Source organism: Alcaligenes sp. RM2, assembly GCF_052931795.1.
Genome location: NZ_JBRFIO010000002.1, coordinates 768,744 through 790,070 on the forward strand (window position 1 = coordinate 768,744; position 21,327 = coordinate 790,070).

The window sequence follows — 21,327 nt, forward strand, 5'->3', positions numbered from 1 at the left end:
TGTACGGGAATGGCCAAGAAAAAATTCTCTAAAGAGTGGGTTCAGCAGCATATAAATGACCCCTACGTCAAATTGGCGCAACAAAAAGGGTATCGCGCGCGTGCGGCCTTCAAGCTCAGTGAAATATTGGATCTGGAGAAGATTCAGGTTCAGGGCAAGGTGGTGGTGGACCTGGGGTCTACGCCGGGCAGCTGGTCGCAATTGATACGGGAACGCATGGTCGGCCCTGGCGGTGTGCTCAATGGTCGCATTATCGCACTGGATATATTGGAAATGGAACCAATTGCCGGGGTAGAGTTCATGCAAGGCGACTTTCGCGAGGACTCTGTACTGGAGCAATTGCAAGATTCCTTAAAAGGTGCGGCGGTAGACCTTGTGATTTCGGATATGGCCCCCAACTTGTCTGGTGTGGCATCGGCCGATTCCGCCCGCATCCAGCATTTATGCGAGCTGGCACAGGAATTTGCCCTGCAGCATCTGACCGATGAAGGGGTACTGATCGTCAAAGCCTTCCACGGCAGCGGGTTTTCCCAGATCGTGGAGTCTTTCAAGCAGAATTTTGTCAGAGTCGTCGAGCGTAAACCCAAGGCTTCGCGTGATAAATCCTCCGAAACCTTTCTCGTTGCCCGTGGCTTGAAGCGCAGGTAATTTATGACTTGCCGGGCTTTGAATCGGGTAGAATGAACTATGTATGGCGCTTGTTCAGGTATGTGTAAGCATATGGAGCAAGTTATCGCAATCGCAGGAGATTGGCTTTGAACAATTCGTTTTCCAAAGTCGCGATCTGGATGGTTATTGCGCTGGTGCTGTTTACTGTTTTCAAGCAGTTTGACGGCCGGCCACCAGCCACTGATGGCGTCACTTACACACAATTCATGAATGATGCCCGCTCCGGCCGCATCAGCAAGGTGGATATTCAGGGCGATACCCTGCATGTCACGCCGGATTCTGGCCGCAGCTACTCGCTGACGTCCCCCGGTGACCTGTGGATGGTGCCTGAACTGGTGAAATCCGGTGTGCAGGTATCGGGTAAAGCCCGTGAAGAGCCTTCCTTCCTGACCAGCCTGTTCATCTCCTGGTTCCCCATGTTGCTCCTGATTGGCGTGTGGGTGTTCTTCATGCGTCAGATGCAAGGTGGCGGCAAGGGCGGGGCATTCAGCTTCGGTAAATCCCGTGCACGTTTGCTGGACGAGAACTCCAACCCTGTTACCTTTGCGGACGTGGCCGGTTGCGACGAAGCCAAGGAAGACGTACAGGAACTGGTGGACTTTCTGCGCGACCCAAGCCGCTTCCAGCGTCTGGGTGGCCGCATTCCACGCGGTATCCTGATGGTTGGCTCGCCGGGTACAGGTAAGACCCTGTTGGCTCGTGCCATTGCTGGCGAAGCCAAAGTGCCTTTCTTCAGCATTTCCGGTTCCGACTTCGTCGAAATGTTTGTGGGTGTGGGTGCTTCCCGCGTTCGCGACATGTTCGAGACCGCCAAGAAGCAATCGCCTTGCATCATCTTTATCGACGAAATCGACGCCGTGGGCCGCCAGCGTGGCGCAGGCCTTGGCGGTGGTAACGACGAACGTGAACAGACACTGAACCAGTTGCTGGTCGAGATGGACGGTTTTGAAACCGGCCAAGGCGTACTGGTCATTGCTGCAACCAACCGTCCTGACGTACTGGACCCCGCTTTGCTGCGTCCTGGCCGTTTTGACCGTCAAGTGGTTGTTGGCCTGCCTGACATCCGTGGTCGTGAGCAGATTCTGAAAGTGCACATGCGCAAAGTGCCTTTGGCTCCCAACGTGGACGCTGTGGTGCTGGCTCGTGGTACTCCCGGTTTCTCCGGTGCTGATCTGGCCAACCTGGTCAACGAAGCCGCTTTGTTCGCTGCGCGCCGTAATGGTCGCACCGTGGATATGCAGGACTTCGAGCGCGCCAAGGACAAGATCATCATGGGTGCAGAACGTCGCACCATGATCATGCCCGAGGAAGAGCGTCGCAACACCGCTTACCACGAAGCCGGTCACGCCTTGGTAGCTTGCATGCTGCCCAAGACGGACCCGGTTCACAAAGTCACCATCATTCCTCGTGGTCGTGCGTTGGGTGTCACCATGCAGTTGCCGGAAGGCGATCGCTACAGCATGGACAAAGAGCGCCTGTTGAACATGATCGCCGTGCTGTTCGGTGGTCGTATCGCTGAAGAAGTGTTCATGAATCAAATGACCACGGGCGCATCGAACGACTTTGAACGTGCCACGCAAATTGCGCGTGACATCGTGACTCGCTACGGCATGACAGACTCCCTGGGGCCTGTTGTGTACGCCGAGAACGAAGGCGAAGTGTTCCTGGGGCGCAGCGTCACCAAAACCACGCATGTGTCCGAAGCCACCATGCAGAAAGTGGACTTCGAAATCCGCAAGATTATCGACGAACAGTACGCGGTTGCCCGCAAGCTGATCGAAGACAATATGGACAAGATGCATGCCATGGCCAAGGCCTTGCTGGAGTGGGAAACCATTGATGCCGACCAGATCGACGACATCATGAAAGGTTTGCCACCACGGGCTCCACACGTGCCCAACAGCAATGACAACACACCCTCCGATGGCTCCACGCCACCAGCCGCTGGTCCTCGCCCAGCTGATGACAAGGGTGCCGCGGCGACAACGCCGGTTGCTTAACTTACAACATAGGCCATGCCTATTTCATGAATTACCCTGAGTGGTCTTGTGGGCGCTTCCAGTTTGGGCTGGAGCGCCCTTTGGTTATGGGGATTGTGAATGTCACCCCAGACTCCTTTTATGACGGCAATGCACACAATGATTTGCCTCGGGCGCTGGACCACGCCCGTCAATTAATCGCCGAAGGCGCAGACATTCTGGATATTGGTGGCGAGTCGACTCGTCCCGGTGCCGAACCCGTTTCCCTGGAACAAGAGCTTGAGCGTGTCATTCCCCTGATCGAGGGCTTGCGCGACAGCGGTGTGGCCTTGTCGGTGGATACGTTCAAGCCTGAGGTCATGCGCGCCAGCCTGGCGGCCGGTGCAGACATGATCAATGACATCTATGCCTTGCGCATGCCCGGTGCCATCGAGGCCGTCAAGGACTCCAATTGCGGACTGTGCATCATGCACATGCAAGGTGAGCCCAGGACCATGCAAGAGCAGGTTCACTACGATGATGTGGTCGTTGATGTACGTCATTTTTTGCAACAACGATGTGACGCCATAGTGAGCGCAGGCATTCAATCCGAGCGTATCATGCTGGATCCCGGCTTTGGCTTCGGTAAAACAGCGGCACATAATTATCAGTTGCTACGGGATTTGCAGCAGGCGGCAGTGCCTGGTTACCCCTGGTTGATCGGCTTGTCGCGCAAATCCATGATTGGCCATGTCACGGGGAAACCCGCCAGTGAGCGTTTGATTGGTAGTCTATCGGCAGCCCTTGCCTGCGTGGCACGGGGCGCAAAAATTGTCCGTGTCCATGATGTAGCCGCCACGCGCGAAGCGCTGGATGTGTGGAACGCGGTTGAATGTGGAGTCTCTGAATGAGCGATCGTAAGTATTTCGGCACCGATGGTGTCCGCGGTGAAGTAGGTGGCCCAACGATTAACCCCGAGTTCGCTTTGCGCCTGGGTTACGCTGCCGGGCAGGTTCTGGCTGCCCAGTATGAAGGTACAGGCCGCCCCACCGTGGTGATTGGCAAGGACACCCGAATTTCTGGCTACATGCTGGAATCGGCGCTGGAAGCCGGTTTGTCGGCCGCCGGGATCGATGTATTGCTGGCTGGCCCTGTGCCTACGCCCGCTGTGGCCTATTTGACGCGTACGCTGCGCCTGACGGCCGGTATCGTGATCTCTGCCTCGCACAACCCGTATTACGACAACGGTATCAAGTTCTTTTCCGCACAGGGCACCAAGCTGCCTGACGAGATCGAGCTGAAAATCGAGCAAGCCATTGACCAGCCCATGCACTGGGTGAAGTCCGAGTCCCTGGGCCGTGCCCGTCGTCTGGCTGACTCGGCTGGCCGTTATATTGAATTTTGCAAGAGTGCCTTCCCGAACGACTTGAACCTGAACGGGCTCAAGATTGTTGTGGATGCCGCTCATGGCGCGGCTTACAACATCGCTCCGCACGTGTTCCGCGAATTGGGTGCCGAAGTGGTTGCCGTGGGTGTTCAACCTGATGGGTTCAACATCAATCAGGAAGTGGGCGCGACTTATCCCGAGAAGCTGGCCGAAGAAGTACGCAAGCACGGCGCAGATTTGGGTATTGCGTTGGATGGTGACGCAGACCGTCTGCAAATGGTCGATTCCCAGGGGCGCATCTACAATGGCGACGAACTATTGTATCTAATTGTTGCTGATCATCTGCAGACCCAGCCTGTAAAAGGCGTGGTTGGCACGCTGATGACCAACCTGGGTTTCGAGAAGAAAATGCAGGAATTGGGCGTGGAGTTTGCTCGAGCCAAAGTGGGCGACCGCTACGTGCTGGAATTGATGCAGCAAAACGGCTGGGTGTTCGGTGGCGAAAGCTCCGGTCACCTGCTGTGCCTGGACTGGCACACCACAGGCGATGGTATTATTGCCGCCCTGCAAGTGCTGACCGCCCTGTGCCATAGCGGCAAGAGCCTGCCAGAACTGATGGAAGGCCTGAAGATGTACCCGCAAATTATGGTTAACGTGCCATTGCAAGCGGGCCAGGACTGGAAAAACCATGCGGGTTTGCAACAGGCAACCCGTGAAGTGGAGCAAATGTTGGGTGACCGTGGGCGAGTGCTTATTCGTGCATCAGGTACAGAACCCAAGCTGCGCTTGATGGTGGAAGCAGAACAAGCCGATCTGGCTCAAGCAGGCATCGATACCTTGCTTGCAGTGGATTTAATGAAATAGTAATGTGGCTATCAAATACCTGAAACATTGTTTGTGCATGATGCACGAAAGTGTTTGGAGTCATCACGATGCTAAATCTTGAGCGCGAACGTACTGAAGTGGATTGGGCGAATACTTGGGCAGGTCATACCGTTGGAGGCCTGGCCTTGCGCCTGGCTCGTACCCAGGCTGAGCTTGAATGTCTTCAGCGCTTGCGTTTTCAGGTTTTCACCCAGGAAATGAACGCCGTCTTTCCAGACCAGCACAATGGTCTGGATATAGACCGCTTCGACCCCTGGTGCGAGCATTTCATGGTTACCGAACCCGAAGAAAACCGGGTTGTAGGAACCTACCGCTTGCTGACCCCTGAAAATGCCAATAAAGCGGGCGGCTATTATTCAGAGTCCGAATTCGATATCAGTGCCCTGGATGCGCTGCGCCCCAGCCTGGTTGAGGTTGGGCGCTCCTGCATCCATCCCGACTACCGTAATGGCTCGGCCATCATGATGCTGTGGGGTGGTATTGCTGCCCTGACGCGTGTAGGTGGTTACCGTTACCTTCTGGGTTGTGCCAGTGTCAGTTTGCGTGATGATGGCGTCACCGCCGCCGAAGTCTGGCGTGTGGCCCAAAAATCCATGCAGGACAACAAGCACATTCCGCATGTGCAGCCCTTGAATCGCTATCCGGTTGAACGACTGAACAGCGATTTGCCAGCGCGCATTCCACCGCTGATCAAAGGCTACCTGAAGCTGGGGGCCACGATTTGTGGGGAGCCTGCCTGGGATCCGGACTTCAATACGGCAGACTTTCCTGTCCTGCTGGATCTGGAAGCCATGGACGAGCGCTATAAACGTCACTTTGGCCTGGTCTGATTGCGTACTGCTCAGGCCTGAACAAGTCGGGCCTGAATAGGGCCTGCGAATAAAAAGAACCCCCGAAAGTTGGATGGCAATCCAACTTTCGGGGGTTTTTTAGGTTCTGATTATCTGCTTGGCTTGGCCCACCACCTAGCCGCTACAGGTCCAGCAGGCCTTGTCAGACCAGCTCCAGGCTCAGATCATTGATATCGCTTTGCCAAGCCTGTACTTCAGCCAGCAAGGAGGCCTGGGACAGGGGATGGCTGGCCATCCATTCGTGATCCAGATGAATCATGACGGTCTTGCCACGCGCTTGCAGGCTCAGCGGAAGGGTTTCCCTGTCCTCGCGACGGCGCATCAGCATGACGGCCAGACGCAGGCTCAGCAATGTCAGCCACCAGGCGTTATTGGACTCAAAGCGCTTGAGTTTACCCAGCTTGCCCTGGTGACCCAGGCTCAGGAAGCTCAACAAGGCTTGGTCGTCGTTGGAAAAGCCGGGCATATCGGCATGTTCCAGCACGTAGGCCGTGTGCTTGTGGTAATCCGCGTGTGCAATGCTCAGGCCCACTTCATGAAGATCGGCAGCCCAGCCCAATTGACGCTGCAGTTCCTGCACTTCAGGGGTGTCGGGCAGCTTCAGTTGTGCGAAGAACTTCATCGCCGCCTCGTGCACACGATGGGCCTGGCGTGTGTCGACCTGATAGCGCTTCATCATTTGCTGAACGGTCTGGTCACGCTGATCGTGTTCCGATTCGCGCCCCAGCATGTCGTAGAGCACACCCACACGCAGTGCGCCTTCACCAGGCAGCATCTGGCGAATCTTCAGCTCCTGGAAGGCGGCCATCATAATGGCCAGACCTGCCGCCAGCACGGGCGCGCGGTGTGGTTTGATGCCGCTCAGATTGCGTGTGTCCACCTTGCCATCGTGCACCAGGCGTTTGCGCAGCAACTCCATGCCTTCCAGGGTAATCCCCTTTTTGGACATGCCGTTCTCTTGCAGGATGGCGATCAGGCCCTTGGCGGTTCCGGAGGAGCCATACGCTTCCTGCCAGCCCGTTTTGCGGTATTGGCGCGTAATTCCTTCCAGTTCGCGACGAGCCGTCAGGATCGCATTGCTCATGCGCTCTTCGGTGATCACGCCATCGGAGAAGAATTTGTCGGTATAGCTGACACAGCCCATGTAGAGCGAGGACAGCAGCAGAGGTTTGAGGCCCTTGCCAATAATGACTTCGGTCGAACCGCCGCCGATGTCGATCATCAGACGGCGATTGGGGGAGGGTGGCAGCTCGTTGCTGATTCCGGAGAAAATCAGGCGGGCTTCCTCGTGGCCGGAGATGACCTCGATAGGAAAGCCAAAGGCTGCCTCGGCAGCCGGCAGAACCTCGCTTAAATTGCGTGCCACCCGAAAGGTATTGGTGGCTACAGCGCGAACGCGATTGGGGTGAAAACCGGCCAGACGTTCGTTGAAGCGTTTCAGAATGACTACGGCGCGTTCAATGGCATCGGGACTGATGTATTTGTCGGGACCCATGCCAGCGGCGAGTCGGACGGATTCATTCAGGCGGTCAATGGTGTAGATCTGGGCATGACCGTTGTGCTGAACCACTCGTCCAATGGATAAACGAAAGCTGTTGGAGCCCAGGTCCACAGCGGCAAGAAGTTGTTCCATGAGGCATCGCTCGGGATGATTACTGTGCGATTATAAGGACATTAATCATGGGTTTTGTTACATAAACCGGAAAATTAAGAAAAGTTAGATGAAAGCATCTTGGGAAAGGCGATGTGATATTTGCGCTCCTGCCAGGCAGAGCTGTTTTAGACTTGAATTGCTACGGGTCATAGAGCTGTAACATTCATGTAGTAAAAGTCTCACGATCCCATTTTCTTTGGCTTTTTAACGACCTCACCATGCTGCCTTCTCCAGATTCAACCTTGCTAAACCGTGAGTTGTCCTTGCTCAAGTTCAATGAGCGAGTGCTGGCCATGGCCGAAAATTCGACCACGCCTTTGCTGGAGCGCTTGCGCTACATCTGTATCGTGAGTTCTAACCTGGATGAATTCTTTGAAATTCGTATTTCCAGTCTGAAAGAACAGATCTTGCAAAATCCTCATCAAGTGGGGGATGACGGGTTTTTGCCTCAACAAGCGTTTGACAAGGTGCAGGCTGCGGCTCACCAGTTGGTCGAGAAACAAAACGACTTGCTGATGGACGAGGTCTTGCCGACCTTGATGGATGAAGGCATAGGGTTGCTGCTGACCGCGCTATGGACACCTGCTCAGCGTGAATGGGCATATCAAACCTTTTTGCGTGACGTTATGCCTTTGCTCACGCCTATTGGTCTGGACCCGGCGCATCCCTTTCCGCGCGTCTACAACAAAAGCCTGAACTACATTGTTGAGCTGAGCGGTGAAGACGCCTTTGCCCGCACCGGCACGATTGCCATTGTGCAGGCACCCCGTGCCTTGCCACGTGTGATTCGTGTGCCAGATGATATCGCCGGCATTCCCCAAGGCTATATGCTGCTGACTTCCCTGATCAGCGTTTTTGTGGGCGAGCTTTTTCCCGGCATGGACGTAAAGGGCTGCTATCAGTGGCGCGTTACCCGTAACAGCGATCTGTTTGTGGACGAGGAAGAAGTTACCAACTTGCGCGCCGCCTTGCAGGGTGAGCTGTCGCAACGTAACTTTGGTGCGGCCGTACGTCTGGAAATTGACCGTTCCATGCCCGAGCGCCTGGAGCGCTTTTTGCAAAGCGAGTTTTCGCTGGATGTGCCAGATACTTATCGCGTCAGCGGCCCGGTCAATCTGACGCGCCTGATGCAGCTGTGTAATGTGCCAGACCGTCCGGATCTTCTGTTCCCGGATTACCGTGCGCCTATTCCGGCGCCGTTTGATTCTTCATTTGAATCCCCCGCACAGTTTTTTGAGGCGATTTCCCGCAAAGACCAACTGCTGCACCATCCGTATCAGTCCTTCCAGCCCGTCTTGAGCTTCTTGCGTGCCGCAGCGGCGGACCCGGCCGTCGTCGGTATCAAGCAGACGATTTACCGTACTGGTGAAGATTCGGAGTTGATGAATATCCTCCTATCGGCGGCGCGTGCTGGCAAAGAGGTAACGGTGGTGGTGGAGCTGATGGCTCGTTTTGACGAACAGACCAATATCAATTGGGCCGCCAAGCTGGAAGAGGTGGGAGCACACGTCAGTTACGGGGTGGTGGGGCACAAGACCCACGCCAAGATGGCACTGGTGTTGCGTCGTGAAGGGGGTTCGATCCGGCGTTATGGTCATTTGGGTACGGGTAACTATCACCCGCGCACCGCTCGCCTGTACACGGACTTTGGCCTGATTACCGCCAATCAGGAAATTTGCGAGGACATGGACAAGGTGTTTTCCATGCTGACCGGGCTGGGTGCCTGGCGGCCCCTGAAGCGCTTGCTGCAGTCGCCGTTCACCTTGCATGACAGCATGATGGATCGCATCCAGGCGGAAACCGAGCGCGCCCTGGCAGGCAAGAAAGCCCGCATCATGGCCAAGATGAACTCCCTGCTGGAGCCCAAGATCATTCAGGCGCTTTACGATGCCAGCCAGGCCGGAGTCAGGGTAGACCTGATCGTGCGTGGTGCTTGCGCCTTGCGTCCGGGGGTCAAGGGTTTGTCGGAGAACATCCAGGTGCGTTCAATCATCGGACGCTTTCTGGAGCACTCGCGTGTTTTCTATTTCTACAATGGCGGTCAGGAAGAGGTCTTTATTTCCTCGGCCGACTGGATGGACCGCAACTTCTTCCGCCGCGTGGAGCTGGGTGTGCCAGTGCTGGACCGCAGCCTGAAAAAGCGGGTTATTGCCGAAGCCTTCACCTATGCCTTGCGTGACAACCAGTTGTCCTGGAAGGCCAATCCGGATGGCACTTATAACCGCATCCGCAGTCGCGGTGCCCCGTTCAATCTGCATCTGAGCATGATGCAGCGCTTGGGCGGTGTGTGAAATACAGACTGTCATGAACGTGTCATATAGTCTGTTTACTATGACGACACATACAGGGTGGGCCTGTGATCTGACTATCATCAAGAGGATTTCTCGATGTTAAAACGTGTATTCAACAAGGTAAGTATTGCTCTGGCGTTCAGCGCTTTTGCGGCTACTGCCACAGCTGCAGACGTAACCGGTGCTGGTGCGTCGTTCCCTTACCCAATCTATGCCAAATGGGCGGCTGAATACGCCAAACAAACGAATAACCGCGTCAACTACCAGTCGATTGGTTCGGGTGGTGGTCAGCAGCAGATTATTGCCAAGACCGTGGATTTCGGTGCTTCGGACGACCCAATGAAGGTCGAAACACTGGAAAAAGAAAACCTGTTGCAGTTCCCCGCCGTGATCGGTGGTGTGGTGCCTGTGATCAACGTCGAAGGCATTGAGCCTGGCAAGCTGAAACTGTCCGGTAAAGTACTGGGCGATATCTACCTGGCCAAGATCACCAAGTGGGACGATGCAGCCATCAAGGAGCTGAACCCCGATTTGACCTTGCCTAACAAGGACATCGTGGTGGTTCACCGCTCCGACGGTTCGGGCACCACTTTCGGTTGGACCAACTACCTGTCCAAAGTGTCCCCGGACTGGAAGTCCCAGGTTGGTGAAGGCAAGGCTGTGAAGTGGCCTACCGGTCAAGGCGGCAAGGGTAACGAAGGCGTGGCTGCTTACGTACGCCAGCTGCAGAACTCGATCGGCTACGTTGAATACGCTTACGCCAAGCAAAACAAATTGTCCTGGACCCAGTTGCAGAACAAGGACGGCCAATTCGTCCAGCCTGGTCAGGAAAGCTTTGCTGCCGCCGCTGCCAACGCAGACTGGGCCGGTACGCCTGGCATGGGTGTGATTCTGACCGAAGAGCCTGGCGCAAAGTCCTGGCCTATCACTTCGGCTACCTTCATCCTGATGCACAAGGTGCAGGACAAGCCCGAGAACGGTAAAGAAGTGCTGAACTTCTTTAACTGGGCCTTCGAGAACGGTGCCAAATCTGCTGAAGAGCTGGATTACGTTGCGTTGCCTAAGGACGTAACCGACCAGATCAAGGCGGCCTGGGCATCGGAGATCAAGTCCAAAGACGGCGCTGCGGTCTGGAAGTAAGATTCGTGTTCAAATACAGGTCAGTTGTAAATTGATCCTGCGAGACGGCCCACCTCTAGGTGGTGCCGTCTTTATTATGTAAAAATTACGGTTTTGTCTTGAACGCACAGCGCGTAGCGTTATCCGGTTTGTTGGGCTGGAGCAGCCCTGGCTGTTACAGAATCTGTGAATCGGTTGCAGTGCGTTCGTCCTATTCCGGCCTGTCCCTTCATCTGTCTACATGAAATCAAATCAGAACGCCTTTATGGACGGCATTTTCAAGAACATGACACGCTCGTTTGCGTTTCTCGTGTTCATATTGCTGGCTGCCATCTCTATTTCCCTGATCTATGGAAGCCGGGAATCCATTGCCGAATACGGTTTCTCTTTTCTCTGGACGAATAACTGGGATCCGGTCAATAACGAATATGGCGCATTGGTGCCCATTGCCGGTACCTTGCTGACTTCTTTCATCGCACTCTGTATTGCCGTGCCGGTCTCGTTTGGCATTGCGATGTTCCTGACAGAGCTCTCGCCAGCCTGGTTGCGTCGCCCTCTGGGTACGGCCATTGAAATGCTGGCTGCGATTCCCTCCATTATTTACGGTATGTGGGGCCTGTTTGTCTTTGTGCCCCTGTTCCAGCGCTATGTACAGCCTGGCCTGATCTCCTTTTTTGACGGGGTGCCAGTGCTGGGTCAGATCTTTGCGGGCCCCCCCTTCGGGATTGGTGTCTTTACCGCCGGTCTGATTCTGTCCATTATGGTGATCCCCTTCATTACCGCCGTGATGCGCGACGTGTTCGAGCTGGTGCCTCCCATGCTCAAGGAGTCCGCATACGGTCTGGGCAGCACGACCTGGGAAGTGATGTGGCGTGTGGTGCTGCCTTTCACCAAGAACGGGGTGATTGGCGGGATCATGTTGGGTCTGGGACGTGCGCTGGGTGAAACCATGGCTGTCACCTTTGTGATTGGTAACTCCTTTAACTTGCCAAGCTCGCTGTTTTCGCCCTCGAACTCGATTGCGTCTGCACTGGCCAACGAGTTTAACGAAGCCGGTGGCATGCAGAAATCCGCCTTGCTGGAGCTGGGTCTGATCCTGTTCCTGATCACCACGGTTGTATTGGCGATCTCCAAGTTGCTCTTGTTGCGTCTGGCCAAGAACGAAGGCACGTCGCGCTAAGGATCACCTACCATGTTTGATAAAAAATCCGCAATTAGTCTGAGCAACCCGATTTACAAACGCAGGCAGGTGTTTAACCGCCTGATGCTGGGTGTGTCTTTTACTGCCTTGATCTTCGGCCTGTTCTGGCTGTTCTGGATCATCTGGACCCTGATTGAAAAGGGCAGCAGTGCCATGGCCTGGTCCCTGTTGTTTGAAAGCACCCCGCCTCCTGGTGGTGAGGGTGGTTTGCTGAACGCCATTGTCGGCAGTGTCATGATGGCTGGCGTCGGTACTCTGATCGGCACACCTATCGGCATTCTGGCCGGCACCTATCTGGCCGAATACGGTCAGCGCGGCTGGCTGGCTCCGGCCACCCGCTTTTTGAACGACGTGCTGTTGTCGGCACCGTCCATCATTATTGGTCTGTTCATCTATGCCGTATACGTGGCACAGGTGGGGCACTATTCGGGTTGGGCCGGTTCCTTGGCTTTGGCCATTCTGGTGATCCCCGTGGTGGTACGTTCCACAGACAATATGTTGATGCTGGTTCCCAACGGTCTGCGCGAAGCCGCGGCGGCTCTGGGCTGCCCCAAGTGGAAGATTGTGATGTCCATCTCCTACCGTGCTGCCTTGCCCGGTATCGTGACGGGCGTTCTGCTGGCTGTGGCTCGTATTGCGGGTGAAACGGCTCCCTTGTTGTTCACCGCCTTGAACAACCAGTTCATGTCCCTGAACATGAACGCACCGCTGGCCAACTTGCCGGTGGTGATTTTCCAATATGCTGCCAGCCCCTTTGAGGACTGGAACCGTCTGGCCTGGGCAGGTGCGGTGCTGATTACCTTGCTGGTCTTGGGTATCAATATCCTGGCTCGCAGCCTTTTCCGCCAAAAATAACGTTTTCACGGAGCGCCCTAGTCGGCCAACGCTATGAGTCAAATTATTACCTCCGACGAATCGACCAAGATTGAAATCCGCAACCTGAATTTCTTCTATGGCAAATTCCATGCCCTGCGCAATGTGAACATGTCTATCAAGGAAAAGAAGGTCACGGCCTTTATCGGACCATCCGGTTGCGGTAAATCCACCTTGCTGCGCACGCTGAACCGCATGTACGAGCTGTACCCCGGCCAGCGCGCTGAAGGTGAAATCCTGCTGGACAATGAAAACCTGCTGACGTCCAAGCAGGACATCTCCCTGATCCGCGCCAAAGTGGGCATGGTGTTCCAGAAGCCGACACCATTTCCCATGAGCATTTACGACAACGTGGCCTTTGGCGTGCGTTTGTTCGAGCGCCTGAGCAAAGGCGAAATGGACGAGCGTGTGGAATGGGCCTTGTCCAAAGCTGCGCTGTGGAACGAAGTGAAAGATAAGCTGCACCAAAGCGGTAACGGCCTGTCCGGTGGTCAGCAGCAGCGTCTGTGTATTGCCCGTGGTGTGGCGATCAAACCCGAAGTTCTGCTGCTGGACGAGCCTTGCTCGGCACTGGACCCGATTTCCACGGCCAAGATTGAAGAGCTGATTGCTGAACTGAAAGCGGATTACACCGTGGTTATCGTGACCCACAACATGCAGCAAGCGGCTCGTTGCTCGGATTACACTGCCTATATGTATCTGGGCGAGTTGATGGAATTTGGTGAAACTGACCAGATCTTCGTGAAGCCCGCTCGCAAGGAAACCGAAGACTACATCACGGGTCGTTTCGGTTAATCAGACGGATGCGGGCAGAGCGGCCTTGCGGCGCTTTGCCTGGAGTTTGAATAAAGCCATACCCCCACATCGGGACAGTTGTTCCTGTGTGGCAACCACCCCAATCGCTGGATTTACGTCCAAGGATTGGGGTGTTTTTTTATCCATTGGGGCGGCGTTGGCTCCAGTAAAGGGAGTAGCGACGGCCTTGTGTTGTGCGGGTGCCGCCTGCAGCTTGTGCCTTTACTGGCTCAATTTGCGTAAAGCATGACGTATGACTTTGCCGGTGGTTGTCATGGGCAGGGCATCGACAAACTCAATCAGCCGTGGGTACTCATGTGCAGCCACCCGGCGTTTGATGTGCTCCTGAATCTCCTTGACCAGTTCCTGGGACGGTTCGATATCCTCCTTCAGCACCACAAAAGCTTTCACGACTTCGGTGCGTTCGGGGTCGGGGACACCGATCACTGCCGCCATGGCGACAGCGGGATGCCCCATCAGGCCATCCTCAATCGGGCCGGGCCCAATGCGGTAGCCGGAGCTGGTGATGACATCATCATCGCGGCCTACGAACTGGATATAGCCATCCTCGTCCTGCATGCCTTTGTCGCCGGTCAGCAGCCAGTCACCCACAAATTTCTCGCGAGTGGCTTCAGGCCGTTGCCAGTAACCCAGGAACATAACCGGATCGGGGGACTGCACGGCAATATGGCCTTCGATGCCGGGTTTCTGAATTTGCCCCTGATCATCCACAATCGCGACCTTGTGACCAGGCACGGCCTTGCCGATCTTGCCCGCCTGTCCTGGAAACCAGGCCGAGCAAGAGGACACGATCATATTGCACTCGGTTTGTCCGTAGAACTCGTTGATGGTGATGCCCAGTTCCTGCTTCGCCCAATCCAGCAACTGTACGCCTAGTGACTCCCCGCCACTGGCAATGGATTGCAGCTTCAAAGGCCATTGCTCGCGTGACCATTGGCTGCGACGCAGCATTTTCAGGGCAGTAGGGGGCAGGAAAGTATGCGTGACACCGTGCTCGGACATCAGTTTCCAGGTAGCCTCGGCATCGAATTTGGGGAAGCGGTAGGCCAGCACGGGTATGCCGTGATGCCAGGCCGGTAGCAGCACATCCAGCAGGCCGCCAATCCAGGCCCAGTCGGCGGGTGTCCACATCAGGCCTTCGCCTGTGGGCAGGAAGTTGTGCGACATCTCTACGCCCGGCAGATGCCCCAGCAGCACGCGGTGGGCATGTAGAGCACCTTTGGCCGAACCTGTGGTGCCGGAGGTATAGATCAGCACGGCAGGGTCGTCTGCGCGGGTATTCAATGTGCGCGGTGCCGGTTCGGGGTGGGCGGCAATGGCTTGCCATAAGGAAAGTGCATCGCCCTGATCCTGCTGGCTGTCACTTTGGTAAAGATGTTTGAGCTGTGGCAGGTGCTCGCGCAAGGGCAACACCGTCTCCAGGCCTTGTTGATCGGTAATCAAGGTGCTGGCACCGGAATCATTCAGCCTGTAGCGCAGCGCGTCCGTGCCAAACAGGGTGAACAAGGGCATGGCAATGGCGCCAATCTTGTAGGTCGCCAAATGCGCCAGCGCCGTTTCCAGTCCTTGAGCCAGAAAGATGGCGATACGGTCGCCTGCCTGAATACCCTGGGCTTGCCAGGCAGCCGCTAAAGAATCGGACCAGGCTTTGAGCTGATCGAAGGTGTAGCGTTTGATCTGACCATCGGGCAATTGCTGGATCAGGGCCAGACGCCCGGACCCGTCAGCCCATTTGTCGCAGGTGTCGTGAGCGATGTTGTAGTGCTCGGGGATGGACCAGTGAAATTCCGAGTAGCTTTGTGAGTAAACCGAATCAGCAGACAGCATGAGAGACACTTTTCCCAAAGGTGAAACAGACTCCCATCCTAACGCCTTGAGCGGGATGACCCTATCCGGGCTAATCAGTAGAAAAGAAAAACGGCGCTGGGGGGGCGCCGTTTTTCGTCCTGCTACCGACTTCTACTGCTAAAACAACCGCGTGTTGTCACTTCTACTGCTTGCGAACATCAACTGCTTAGGGGAAAGTGATGTGATGATCAGGACTTGGTGGCCTCTTTCGTGGCGCTGTCACGTTGTTGATCGTGACCGGAGCGGTGGCCGCGACGATGCTGACCGTCGTTCTTGCGCTCTACAACCGTAAACTCGCCATTGGCACCTTCGGAACGGACACGTACAACCTTGCCGTCCTTATCGACCACCATGGCCATGATGTTGTCGCCTCGCTGATGCAGGCTGCCCACTTTGGTGTAGCCGGCATCTTTTAGGCGCTGGTAGGCGGGACCGATATCGGTGACTTGATCAGCGGTCAGCGGTTTGTGGTCGCGGGCCTGACGGGCTTGTTGCTGCGTGCTCTGTGTTTGGGCTGCGCTTGTGGCTTCCTGTGCAATGGCAGCGGTGCCACCCAACAGACTTGCGCTCAATACCAGGGCAGAAAAGAGGGAAGTGCGTTTCATGTATAGCTCCTTCATGTAATCAAAAAGTGGTGCTGTCAGATTCCTGGGTAGCTTCCTTTTGAGGTGGGAAGGTTTGTTTGTCCTGTCAGCCTGGTGCCCATTATGGACAGGTGGCTCTGAATCTAAACTGAAGCTGCTGTTCATGTTATGTTCATCCGCAGCTTGCTATATAAGGGGGAGTGATCGTTTGATCCCTCTATTTTTCTGCACGTACCGATTCTTATGACGTCCATTAAACAATCCGCCTTGCTGATGAGTTTGGCCGCCGTTTTGACGGCGGTGATGCCATTGGCATTGGCCCATTCTCACGATTACCCTGACTGCGGCAGCAAAAAGCAGAAGGGGGATTCGTCGTGGGACAGGAATCAGCGTTCGGATTGGTCAGGACATGATTACCTCGGGGACGACGACTGTTTTCGTCGTTTGCCCCCTCCCCCGCCTCCACCCCCGCCTCCCCCTCCTAACGAGCGTTTCGGCCCCAGCCCGTACTGGCCTCCGGGCCCGGCCTATCGGGGCCACGATCAGGCCCGCGAAGCCGTGCGCCGTGGGGAAGCCTTGCCGTTGCGGGAAGTCTTGAAGCGGGTGCGCGAGACCTATCCCGGACGAGTGCTGCGTGTGCAGTTTGAATATGACGAGCGCTTTGAGCTTTGGGTGTATGACTTGCGCATGCTGGTTGATGACAACCGCTTGTTGCGTCTGAAAGTGGATGCCTTGACCGCCAAAGTGCTGCTTGTGCGCGGCGTGAAACGCTCGCATTCCCGAGGACATTAAGATGCGGATACTGGTTGTTGAAGACGAACCTACCCTGGCAGCGCAATTGCAGCAGGCGCTGGAACGGGCCGGCTATGCCGTTCAGGTGGCTCATGATGGTGAGCAAGGCCATTATCAGGGCGAGGTAGAGGCCTTTGATGCGGTAGTTCTGGATCTGGGTTTGCCGGGCATGGACGGGGTATCGGTCTTGCGTCGTTGGCGTGCTTCGGACATCAATATGCCGGTGCTGATTCTGACCGCACGCAATGATTGGCACGATAAGGTCGAAGGTATGGATGCGGGTGCAGACGATTACGTGGCCAAACCCTTTCACATGGAAGAGCTGCTGGCTCGTATGCGCGCTTTGCTGCGCCGTGCGGCCGGTCAGGCGAACCCACGTTTGCAGCTGGGCAAATTGGAGCTGGACGCGCGCTCGTCCTCGATCAGTTGTGCGGGCATGGTCTTGTCGCTGACCAGCCATGAATACCGTTTGCTGGCGTTCATGATGCATCACCCTGGCCAAGTGCTGTCGCGTACTCAATTGACCGAGCATATTTACTCTCAGGACTTCGAGCGCGACTCCAATACCATCGAGGTTTTTATCGGCCGTCTGCGCAAGAAATTGCCCGCCGGTTATATCGAAACGGTGCGAGGTATGGGCTACCGTCTGGTGGACCCTGAAGCATGATCGCCTTGCGGGGTCATACCATTCTGGGCTCTCTGCGTGGCCGCCTGCTGCTGGGGACTTTGGCCTGGATTCTGATCAGTATTGTTCTGGCCGGTTTGGGCCTGAACCGCTTGTTTCAAGACCACGTTTACCGTCAGTTCGAGCAGCGTTTGCAAACTCATCTGGACCAGATTATGGCGGACGTGAATCTGGACAATGCGGATGGGGTGACTTTGCAATCGCGCCTGAGCGATCCTTTATTTGAGCAGCCTTATTCGGGTATGTACTGGCAGATTGCACGCCAGGAAGCGGGCAGTGAGCAGTGGACGGTGGTTTTGCGCTCGACGTCCTTGTGGGACGAGGCTCTGGATGTGAATGCTCCCGATTCGCCCAATGGCGTCTTGTCACTGACGGGGCCGGAAAAGCAGCGCCTGGTTGTGTTGCGTCAGGAGCTGGACGAGGTGAATGATAAGGGACAAAGCTTGCAGATCATGGTGGCCGGCAATCGGGAGCTGCTGGCCGAACCATTAGCCCGTTTTGAGCGGATTCTGTTCCTGTCGCTGGGTGGTTTGGCCGTGGGTTTGATCCTGGCGGCAATCTTGCAAGTGGTGCTGGCCTTGTACCCTCTGCATCTTTTGCGACGTCGTTTGCTGGATGTGCAGGAGGGGCGGGAGCCACAAGTCAGTGGCAATTTCCCCAGTGAAATTCAACCCTTGGTGGATGATTTCAATGCTGTACTCAGTGCTAATGCGGGTATGGTGGATCGCGCACGGGCGCAGGCAGGAAATCTGGCCCATGCGGTCAAAACCCCGCTAACGATTATGGGCAATGCTGCGCAATCCGAAGATCCGCATTTGGCGGCTTTGGTTAGCGAGCAGGTGGCCTTGGCCCAGCGTCAGGTTGACCACCACTTGTCTCGTGCACGGGCCATGGCGGTACGCGCCATAGGTGTGCGTACGGATGTGTCTAGTTGTCTGCAATCCTTGTGTCGGGTGATGGGGCGTTTGCATAGCGACAAACAGATTCATCTGGATTTACCCGATCAGGAGTTGATCTTTAAAGGCGAAGAGCAGGACTTGCAGGAGATGGCTGGAAACCTGTTGGATAACGCCTGCAAATGGGCGACGCAGAATGTGTGGTGTCAGGTGTGGCAGCAGGACAATGTGCTGCATCTGGTGGTGGAAGATGATGGTCCTGGCCTGGAGCCGGAGCAGTTGGAGCGTGTGTTTGGTCGTGGCCAGCGTGCGGATGAGCGACATCCAGGCTTTGGATTGGGACTGGATATTGTGCGTGAGCTCGCGCGCAGCTATCAGGGGAAGGTGCAAGCCAGTGCGTCGGAAAAAGGTGGTTTGCGACTGGATTTGACCTTGGCAAGTTAAGGCCGGAAGCTGGGTGCCAACGCCAACGCCAACGCCAACGCCAACGCCAACGCCAACGCCAACGCCAACGCCAACTTTAACTCCCGTGCAAGTGCAGTATTGTCGAGTGTAGAGCTACCTGAGGCCAGCGGACTGAGTGGCTAGGGCGAACAAGGGGGGGCAGGTGGGGGTTAAGCTTGATCATCCATGAAAAACGCCCGGCGAAGCGGGCGTTTTTCAGCACATGAATCGGGCCAGCCTTAGTTCCAGGGGCCGCCATCGCCACCCAGGCTGTAGCGTCCGGCGCCAATCAAGCCGACTGTGAGCGCACCAATCAGGAACATGCCTTGCAACTCCAATGCCCAAATACCTTGGGCATTGAAACTGCCGATCTGGTTGCTATGGGCCAGCAGCAAGGCAATGACCATGTTCATGGCTACAATCAAACCGCCGGCACGGGCGTAAAAACCCAGAATCATCAGGACGGGAGCAATCACTTCGCCTATGTACACGCCCCAGGCCAGAAAGCCGGGCATATTATTGGCGATCAGCATTCTTTCGATTCCTCCGATGCCATAACGTATCTTGGCGATGCCGTGCAGCAGGATCAACACACCGACCGTGACACGCAGCAAGAGTTTTCCAAGATCATCACGAGACATACAGGCGCTCCATTATGTAGTGGGACAGGAAGGTGCGTTATTGTAGAAGACCGGGTTCTTAAAAGTATGACGGAGCATTTACATGACACAAAAGCAGGCTGTCGCAGCAGAACTGGCCCCCAGCGGGGTTTTGCGTGTTGCCATGAATTATGGCAATCCCGTCCTGGCCCAACGCGGTGCCAATGAGCAGTCGCCCAAAGGGGTCTCGGCGGACCTGGCGCGCAGCGTGGCGCAAGAGCTGGGCCTGAGCGTGCAATTTCATGGCTACGATGCGGCCCAGGCTGTCGTAGAGGCGGTCTACAGGGACGAGTGGGATCTGGCTTTTTTGGCGATTGATCCCAAGCGTGCGGAGAAGATTCGCTTCAGTGAAGCCTATGTGCATATCGAAGGCACCTATCTGGTGCGTGACAAGTCCGCCTTTCAGAACGTGGATCAGCTGGATCAGCAAGGCGTGTGCATTGCCGTTGGCAAAGGGGCGGCCTACGATTTGTTCCTGAGCCGTCATTTAAAACATGCCGATCTGGTACGAGCAACGACCTCTGCCGATGCGATTGATCTGTTTGTGGAAGAAGAGCTGGATGCCGCTGCGGGCGTACGACAGCCTTTGGAGCGCTATGCCCGCTCCCGCAGCGGCTTGCGTGTGCTGCCCGACAGTTTCACTGTAATTCGTCAGGCCATGGCGGTGCCGTCGGAGCGTACGCTGGCCCATGCCTGGGTTGAGGCTTTTATTGCTCGGCAGAAAAAGGAAGGGATGGTGGCGCAGTTCCTGGCTGATAGCGGCCAGGCGAATGTCACCGTACCGGAATAGGCGCAAGGCGCGTATTCAATTCGTCTTGCAGGGCCTGTCTGAACAGGGCCCGCGCCTTGCCCACATCCTGTCCCTTGGATTGCAGAAGATAAATGGGCAAGTCCAGACCATTGCTGCCGGTAGAGAACTGGATACGGTGCAAACGGCCAGACTCCAGTGAGGGCCGCAGGCAAGACAGGGGCAGATTCGCCCAGCCCAATCCGCGTTCCACCAGTTCCAGTGTCATGGGCAGACTGTCCGTTTTCCATTGACGCAGGCTGAGCATGGAACGGTCCTTGCGTATATCCTTGTCGGGGCTGGTAATCACAATCTGCCGGTAGGCTTTCAAATCTTCCAGGGGCCTGGGGCTTTCCTGTAGCAAGGGATGGCCGGGTGCAGCGACAGCGCTAATGGTTTCGGTCCACAGCGATTGCACAATCCCCACGCTTTCCAGTTCCCGCCCGCCATAGGCAATGCACAGATCCAGCTCGCGCTTTTGCAACGCTTCGACCAGTGCGTCTTGGGGCGCGGTTCGCAGTTCTATGTCCAGACCGGGATAGCGTTGTTCCAGAGCCTGCAAGGCAATCAACGCCGGTTCGGGATCGACATCGCACACGATACCCAGCCGTAAATGGCTTTCCAATCCCCCCGATAATTCCTGCAAATGCAGTCGCAAACTCTGCAAGCGGCTGGCGATCAGCTTGGCGTCGGGCAGCATGGCCAGTAGTTCGGCCGTGGGTACAGGTTCACGTCGGCTGCGGTCAAAAAGCGACAGATCCAGCTCGGCCTCCAGATTGGCCACGGCCATGCTGACGGCCGATTGTGTGCGGCGCAACGCCCGCGCGGCGGCGGAGAAGGAGCCGTGTTCAACCACGGCAAGCAAGAGCTCAAGATGATCACTGGTAAGCATGGCTAAACCATAAGTAAAACTGATGGAATCTGACTT

General features: G+C 55.9%; 19 protein-coding genes. 14 read left to right on the forward strand and 5 right to left on the reverse strand.

The features are described 5' to 3' along the window. Positions 1–9 precede the first annotated feature (9 nt). From ACU6HM_RS10355 to ACU6HM_RS10375, 5 genes are all read left to right on the forward strand, one after another. On the forward strand, positions 10–648 hold the full coding sequence (locus ACU6HM_RS10355) for an RlmE family RNA methyltransferase (protein WP_009463090.1): 639 nt from the start codon (positions 10–12) through the stop codon (positions 646–648). Positions 649–755: 107 nt separating this feature from the next. Beyond that, positions 756–2,669 carry an ATP-dependent zinc metalloprotease FtsH gene (gene ftsH / locus ACU6HM_RS10360; protein ID WP_009463092.1) on the forward strand — a complete coding sequence of 638 codons (1,914 nt, stop codon included), beginning with the start codon at positions 756–758 and terminating at the stop codon, positions 2,667–2,669. Positions 2,670–2,695: 26 nt separating this feature from the next. Beyond that, entirely contained in the window at positions 2,696–3,538 is an 843-nt protein-coding gene (folP, locus tag ACU6HM_RS10365) for a dihydropteroate synthase (RefSeq protein ID WP_031232995.1), read from the forward strand. Next, positions 3,535–4,878: a phosphoglucosamine mutase gene (glmM, locus tag ACU6HM_RS10370; protein ID WP_009463095.1), complete on the forward strand. Its 1,344-nt coding sequence runs from the start codon at positions 3,535–3,537 to the stop codon at positions 4,876–4,878. The genes folP and glmM overlap by 4 nt, the downstream gene beginning before the upstream one ends. 68 nt (positions 4,879–4,946) lie before the next feature. Continuing rightward, positions 4,947–5,729: a GNAT family N-acetyltransferase gene (locus ACU6HM_RS10375; protein ID WP_009463097.1), complete on the forward strand. Its 783-nt coding sequence runs from the start codon at positions 4,947–4,949 to the stop codon at positions 5,727–5,729. A gap of 163 nt (positions 5,730–5,892) precedes the next feature. Here the strand turns inward: ACU6HM_RS10375 and ACU6HM_RS10380 are convergent, their stop codons facing one another. Then, a complete protein-coding gene (locus ACU6HM_RS10380; RefSeq protein WP_009463099.1) occupies positions 5,893–7,383 on the reverse strand; it encodes a Ppx/GppA phosphatase family protein in 1,491 nt (496 codons plus the stop codon). A gap of 239 nt (positions 7,384–7,622) precedes the next feature. Between ACU6HM_RS10380 and ppk1 the strand changes: the two genes are divergently transcribed. From ppk1 to pstB, 5 genes are all read left to right on the forward strand, one after another. Then, entirely contained in the window at positions 7,623–9,695 is a 2,073-nt protein-coding gene (ppk1, locus tag ACU6HM_RS10385) for a polyphosphate kinase 1 (protein ID WP_009463101.1), read from the forward strand. 96 nt (positions 9,696–9,791) lie between these two features. Further along, a complete protein-coding gene (gene pstS / locus ACU6HM_RS10390; protein WP_026485252.1) occupies positions 9,792–10,835 on the forward strand; it encodes a phosphate ABC transporter substrate-binding protein PstS in 1,044 nt (347 codons plus the stop codon). Between the two features lie 220 nt (positions 10,836–11,055). Further along, positions 11,056–11,994, forward strand: a complete 939-nt coding sequence (gene pstC / locus ACU6HM_RS10395) for a phosphate ABC transporter permease subunit PstC (protein ID WP_026485253.1) — start codon at positions 11,056–11,058, stop codon at positions 11,992–11,994. A gap of 12 nt (positions 11,995–12,006) precedes the next feature. Further along, positions 12,007–12,870: a phosphate ABC transporter permease PstA gene (gene pstA / locus ACU6HM_RS10400; protein WP_022983498.1), complete on the forward strand. Its 864-nt coding sequence runs from the start codon at positions 12,007–12,009 to the stop codon at positions 12,868–12,870. A gap of 33 nt (positions 12,871–12,903) precedes the next feature. Then, positions 12,904–13,683 carry a phosphate ABC transporter ATP-binding protein PstB gene (gene pstB / locus ACU6HM_RS10405; protein ID WP_009463840.1) on the forward strand — a complete coding sequence of 260 codons (780 nt, stop codon included), beginning with the start codon at positions 12,904–12,906 and terminating at the stop codon, positions 13,681–13,683. A 222-nt stretch (positions 13,684–13,905) separates the two neighbouring features. On the opposite strand, the gene ACU6HM_RS10410 is transcribed toward pstB, so the two are convergent. Both ACU6HM_RS10410 and ACU6HM_RS10415 read right to left on the reverse strand, forming a co-directional pair. Continuing rightward, entirely contained in the window at positions 13,906–15,531 is a 1,626-nt protein-coding gene (locus ACU6HM_RS10410) for an acyl-CoA synthetase (RefSeq protein WP_035270964.1), read from the reverse strand. 209 nt (positions 15,532–15,740) lie between these two features. Continuing rightward, positions 15,741–16,157: a hypothetical protein gene (locus ACU6HM_RS10415; RefSeq protein WP_009463842.1), complete on the reverse strand. Its 417-nt coding sequence runs from the start codon at positions 16,155–16,157 to the stop codon at positions 15,741–15,743. 222 nt (positions 16,158–16,379) lie between these two features. Between ACU6HM_RS10415 and ACU6HM_RS10420 the strand changes: the two genes are divergently transcribed. The 3 genes from ACU6HM_RS10420 to ACU6HM_RS10430 are packed head-to-tail and all read left to right on the forward strand — an operon-like array spanning position 16,380 to position 18,953. Further along, a complete protein-coding gene (locus ACU6HM_RS10420; RefSeq protein WP_250756800.1) occupies positions 16,380–16,928 on the forward strand; it encodes a PepSY domain-containing protein in 549 nt (182 codons plus the stop codon). Between the two features lies 1 nt (position 16,929). Further along, on the forward strand, positions 16,930–17,595 hold the full coding sequence (locus ACU6HM_RS10425) for a response regulator transcription factor (protein WP_009457946.1): 666 nt from the start codon (positions 16,930–16,932) through the stop codon (positions 17,593–17,595). Continuing rightward, positions 17,592–18,953, forward strand: a complete 1,362-nt coding sequence (locus ACU6HM_RS10430) for a sensor histidine kinase (protein WP_254499662.1) — start codon at positions 17,592–17,594, stop codon at positions 18,951–18,953. The genes ACU6HM_RS10425 and ACU6HM_RS10430 overlap by 4 nt, the downstream gene beginning before the upstream one ends. A 239-nt stretch (positions 18,954–19,192) precedes the next feature. On the opposite strand, the gene ACU6HM_RS10435 is transcribed toward ACU6HM_RS10430, so the two are convergent. Further along, positions 19,193–19,594, reverse strand: a complete 402-nt coding sequence (locus ACU6HM_RS10435) for a DoxX family protein (RefSeq protein WP_009457944.1) — start codon at positions 19,592–19,594, stop codon at positions 19,193–19,195. A gap of 82 nt (positions 19,595–19,676) precedes the next feature. On the opposite strand from ACU6HM_RS10435, the gene ACU6HM_RS10440 reads away from it, so the two are divergent. Then, positions 19,677–20,402, forward strand: coding sequence for a transporter substrate-binding domain-containing protein (locus tag ACU6HM_RS10440; RefSeq protein ID WP_009457942.1), 726 nt, complete (start codon positions 19,677–19,679; stop codon positions 20,400–20,402). Here ACU6HM_RS10440 and ACU6HM_RS10445 read toward each other — a convergent pair. Then, complete coding sequence (locus tag ACU6HM_RS10445; protein WP_009457940.1) at positions 20,386–21,291, reverse strand: LysR family transcriptional regulator; 906 nt, start codon at positions 21,289–21,291, stop codon at positions 20,386–20,388. The genes ACU6HM_RS10440 and ACU6HM_RS10445 overlap by 17 nt on opposite strands. Positions 21,292–21,327 lie beyond the last annotated feature (36 nt).

What these genes read in the sequence shown, in the direction of transcription:
- ACU6HM_RS10415 (WP_009463842.1), bottom strand. Translation starts at nt 16,157, where the DNA reads ATGAAACGCACTTCCCTCTTTTCTGCCCTGGTATTGAGCGCAAGTCTG.
- ACU6HM_RS10380 (WP_009463099.1), bottom strand. Translation starts at nt 7,383, where the DNA reads ATGGAACAACTTCTTGCCGCTGTGGACCTGGGCTCCAACAGCTTTCGT.
- ACU6HM_RS10440 (WP_009457942.1), top strand. Translation starts at nt 19,677, where the DNA reads ATGACACAAAAGCAGGCTGTCGCAGCAGAACTGGCCCCCAGCGGGGTT.
- ACU6HM_RS10355 (WP_009463090.1), top strand. Translation starts at nt 10, where the DNA reads ATGGCCAAGAAAAAATTCTCTAAAGAGTGGGTTCAGCAGCATATAAAT.
- ACU6HM_RS10420 (WP_250756800.1), top strand. Translation starts at nt 16,380, where the DNA reads ATGACGTCCATTAAACAATCCGCCTTGCTGATGAGTTTGGCCGCCGTT.
- ppk1 (WP_009463101.1), top strand. Translation starts at nt 7,623, where the DNA reads ATGCTGCCTTCTCCAGATTCAACCTTGCTAAACCGTGAGTTGTCCTTG.
- glmM (WP_009463095.1), top strand. Translation starts at nt 3,535, where the DNA reads ATGAGCGATCGTAAGTATTTCGGCACCGATGGTGTCCGCGGTGAAGTA.
- ACU6HM_RS10435 (WP_009457944.1), bottom strand. Translation starts at nt 19,594, where the DNA reads ATGTCTCGTGATGATCTTGGAAAACTCTTGCTGCGTGTCACGGTCGGT.
- pstC (WP_026485253.1), top strand. Translation starts at nt 11,056, where the DNA reads ATGAAATCAAATCAGAACGCCTTTATGGACGGCATTTTCAAGAACATG.
- ACU6HM_RS10410 (WP_035270964.1), bottom strand. Translation starts at nt 15,531, where the DNA reads ATGCTGTCTGCTGATTCGGTTTACTCACAAAGCTACTCGGAATTTCAC.
- pstA (WP_022983498.1), top strand. Translation starts at nt 12,007, where the DNA reads ATGTTTGATAAAAAATCCGCAATTAGTCTGAGCAACCCGATTTACAAA.
- folP (WP_031232995.1), top strand. Translation starts at nt 2,696, where the DNA reads ATGAATTACCCTGAGTGGTCTTGTGGGCGCTTCCAGTTTGGGCTGGAG.
- pstB (WP_009463840.1), top strand. Translation starts at nt 12,904, where the DNA reads ATGAGTCAAATTATTACCTCCGACGAATCGACCAAGATTGAAATCCGC.
- ACU6HM_RS10425 (WP_009457946.1), top strand. Translation starts at nt 16,930, where the DNA reads ATGCGGATACTGGTTGTTGAAGACGAACCTACCCTGGCAGCGCAATTG.
- ACU6HM_RS10445 (WP_009457940.1), bottom strand. Translation starts at nt 21,291, where the DNA reads ATGCTTACCAGTGATCATCTTGAGCTCTTGCTTGCCGTGGTTGAACAC.
- ACU6HM_RS10375 (WP_009463097.1), top strand. Translation starts at nt 4,947, where the DNA reads ATGCTAAATCTTGAGCGCGAACGTACTGAAGTGGATTGGGCGAATACT.
- pstS (WP_026485252.1), top strand. Translation starts at nt 9,792, where the DNA reads ATGTTAAAACGTGTATTCAACAAGGTAAGTATTGCTCTGGCGTTCAGC.
- ACU6HM_RS10430 (WP_254499662.1), top strand. Translation starts at nt 17,592, where the DNA reads ATGATCGCCTTGCGGGGTCATACCATTCTGGGCTCTCTGCGTGGCCGC.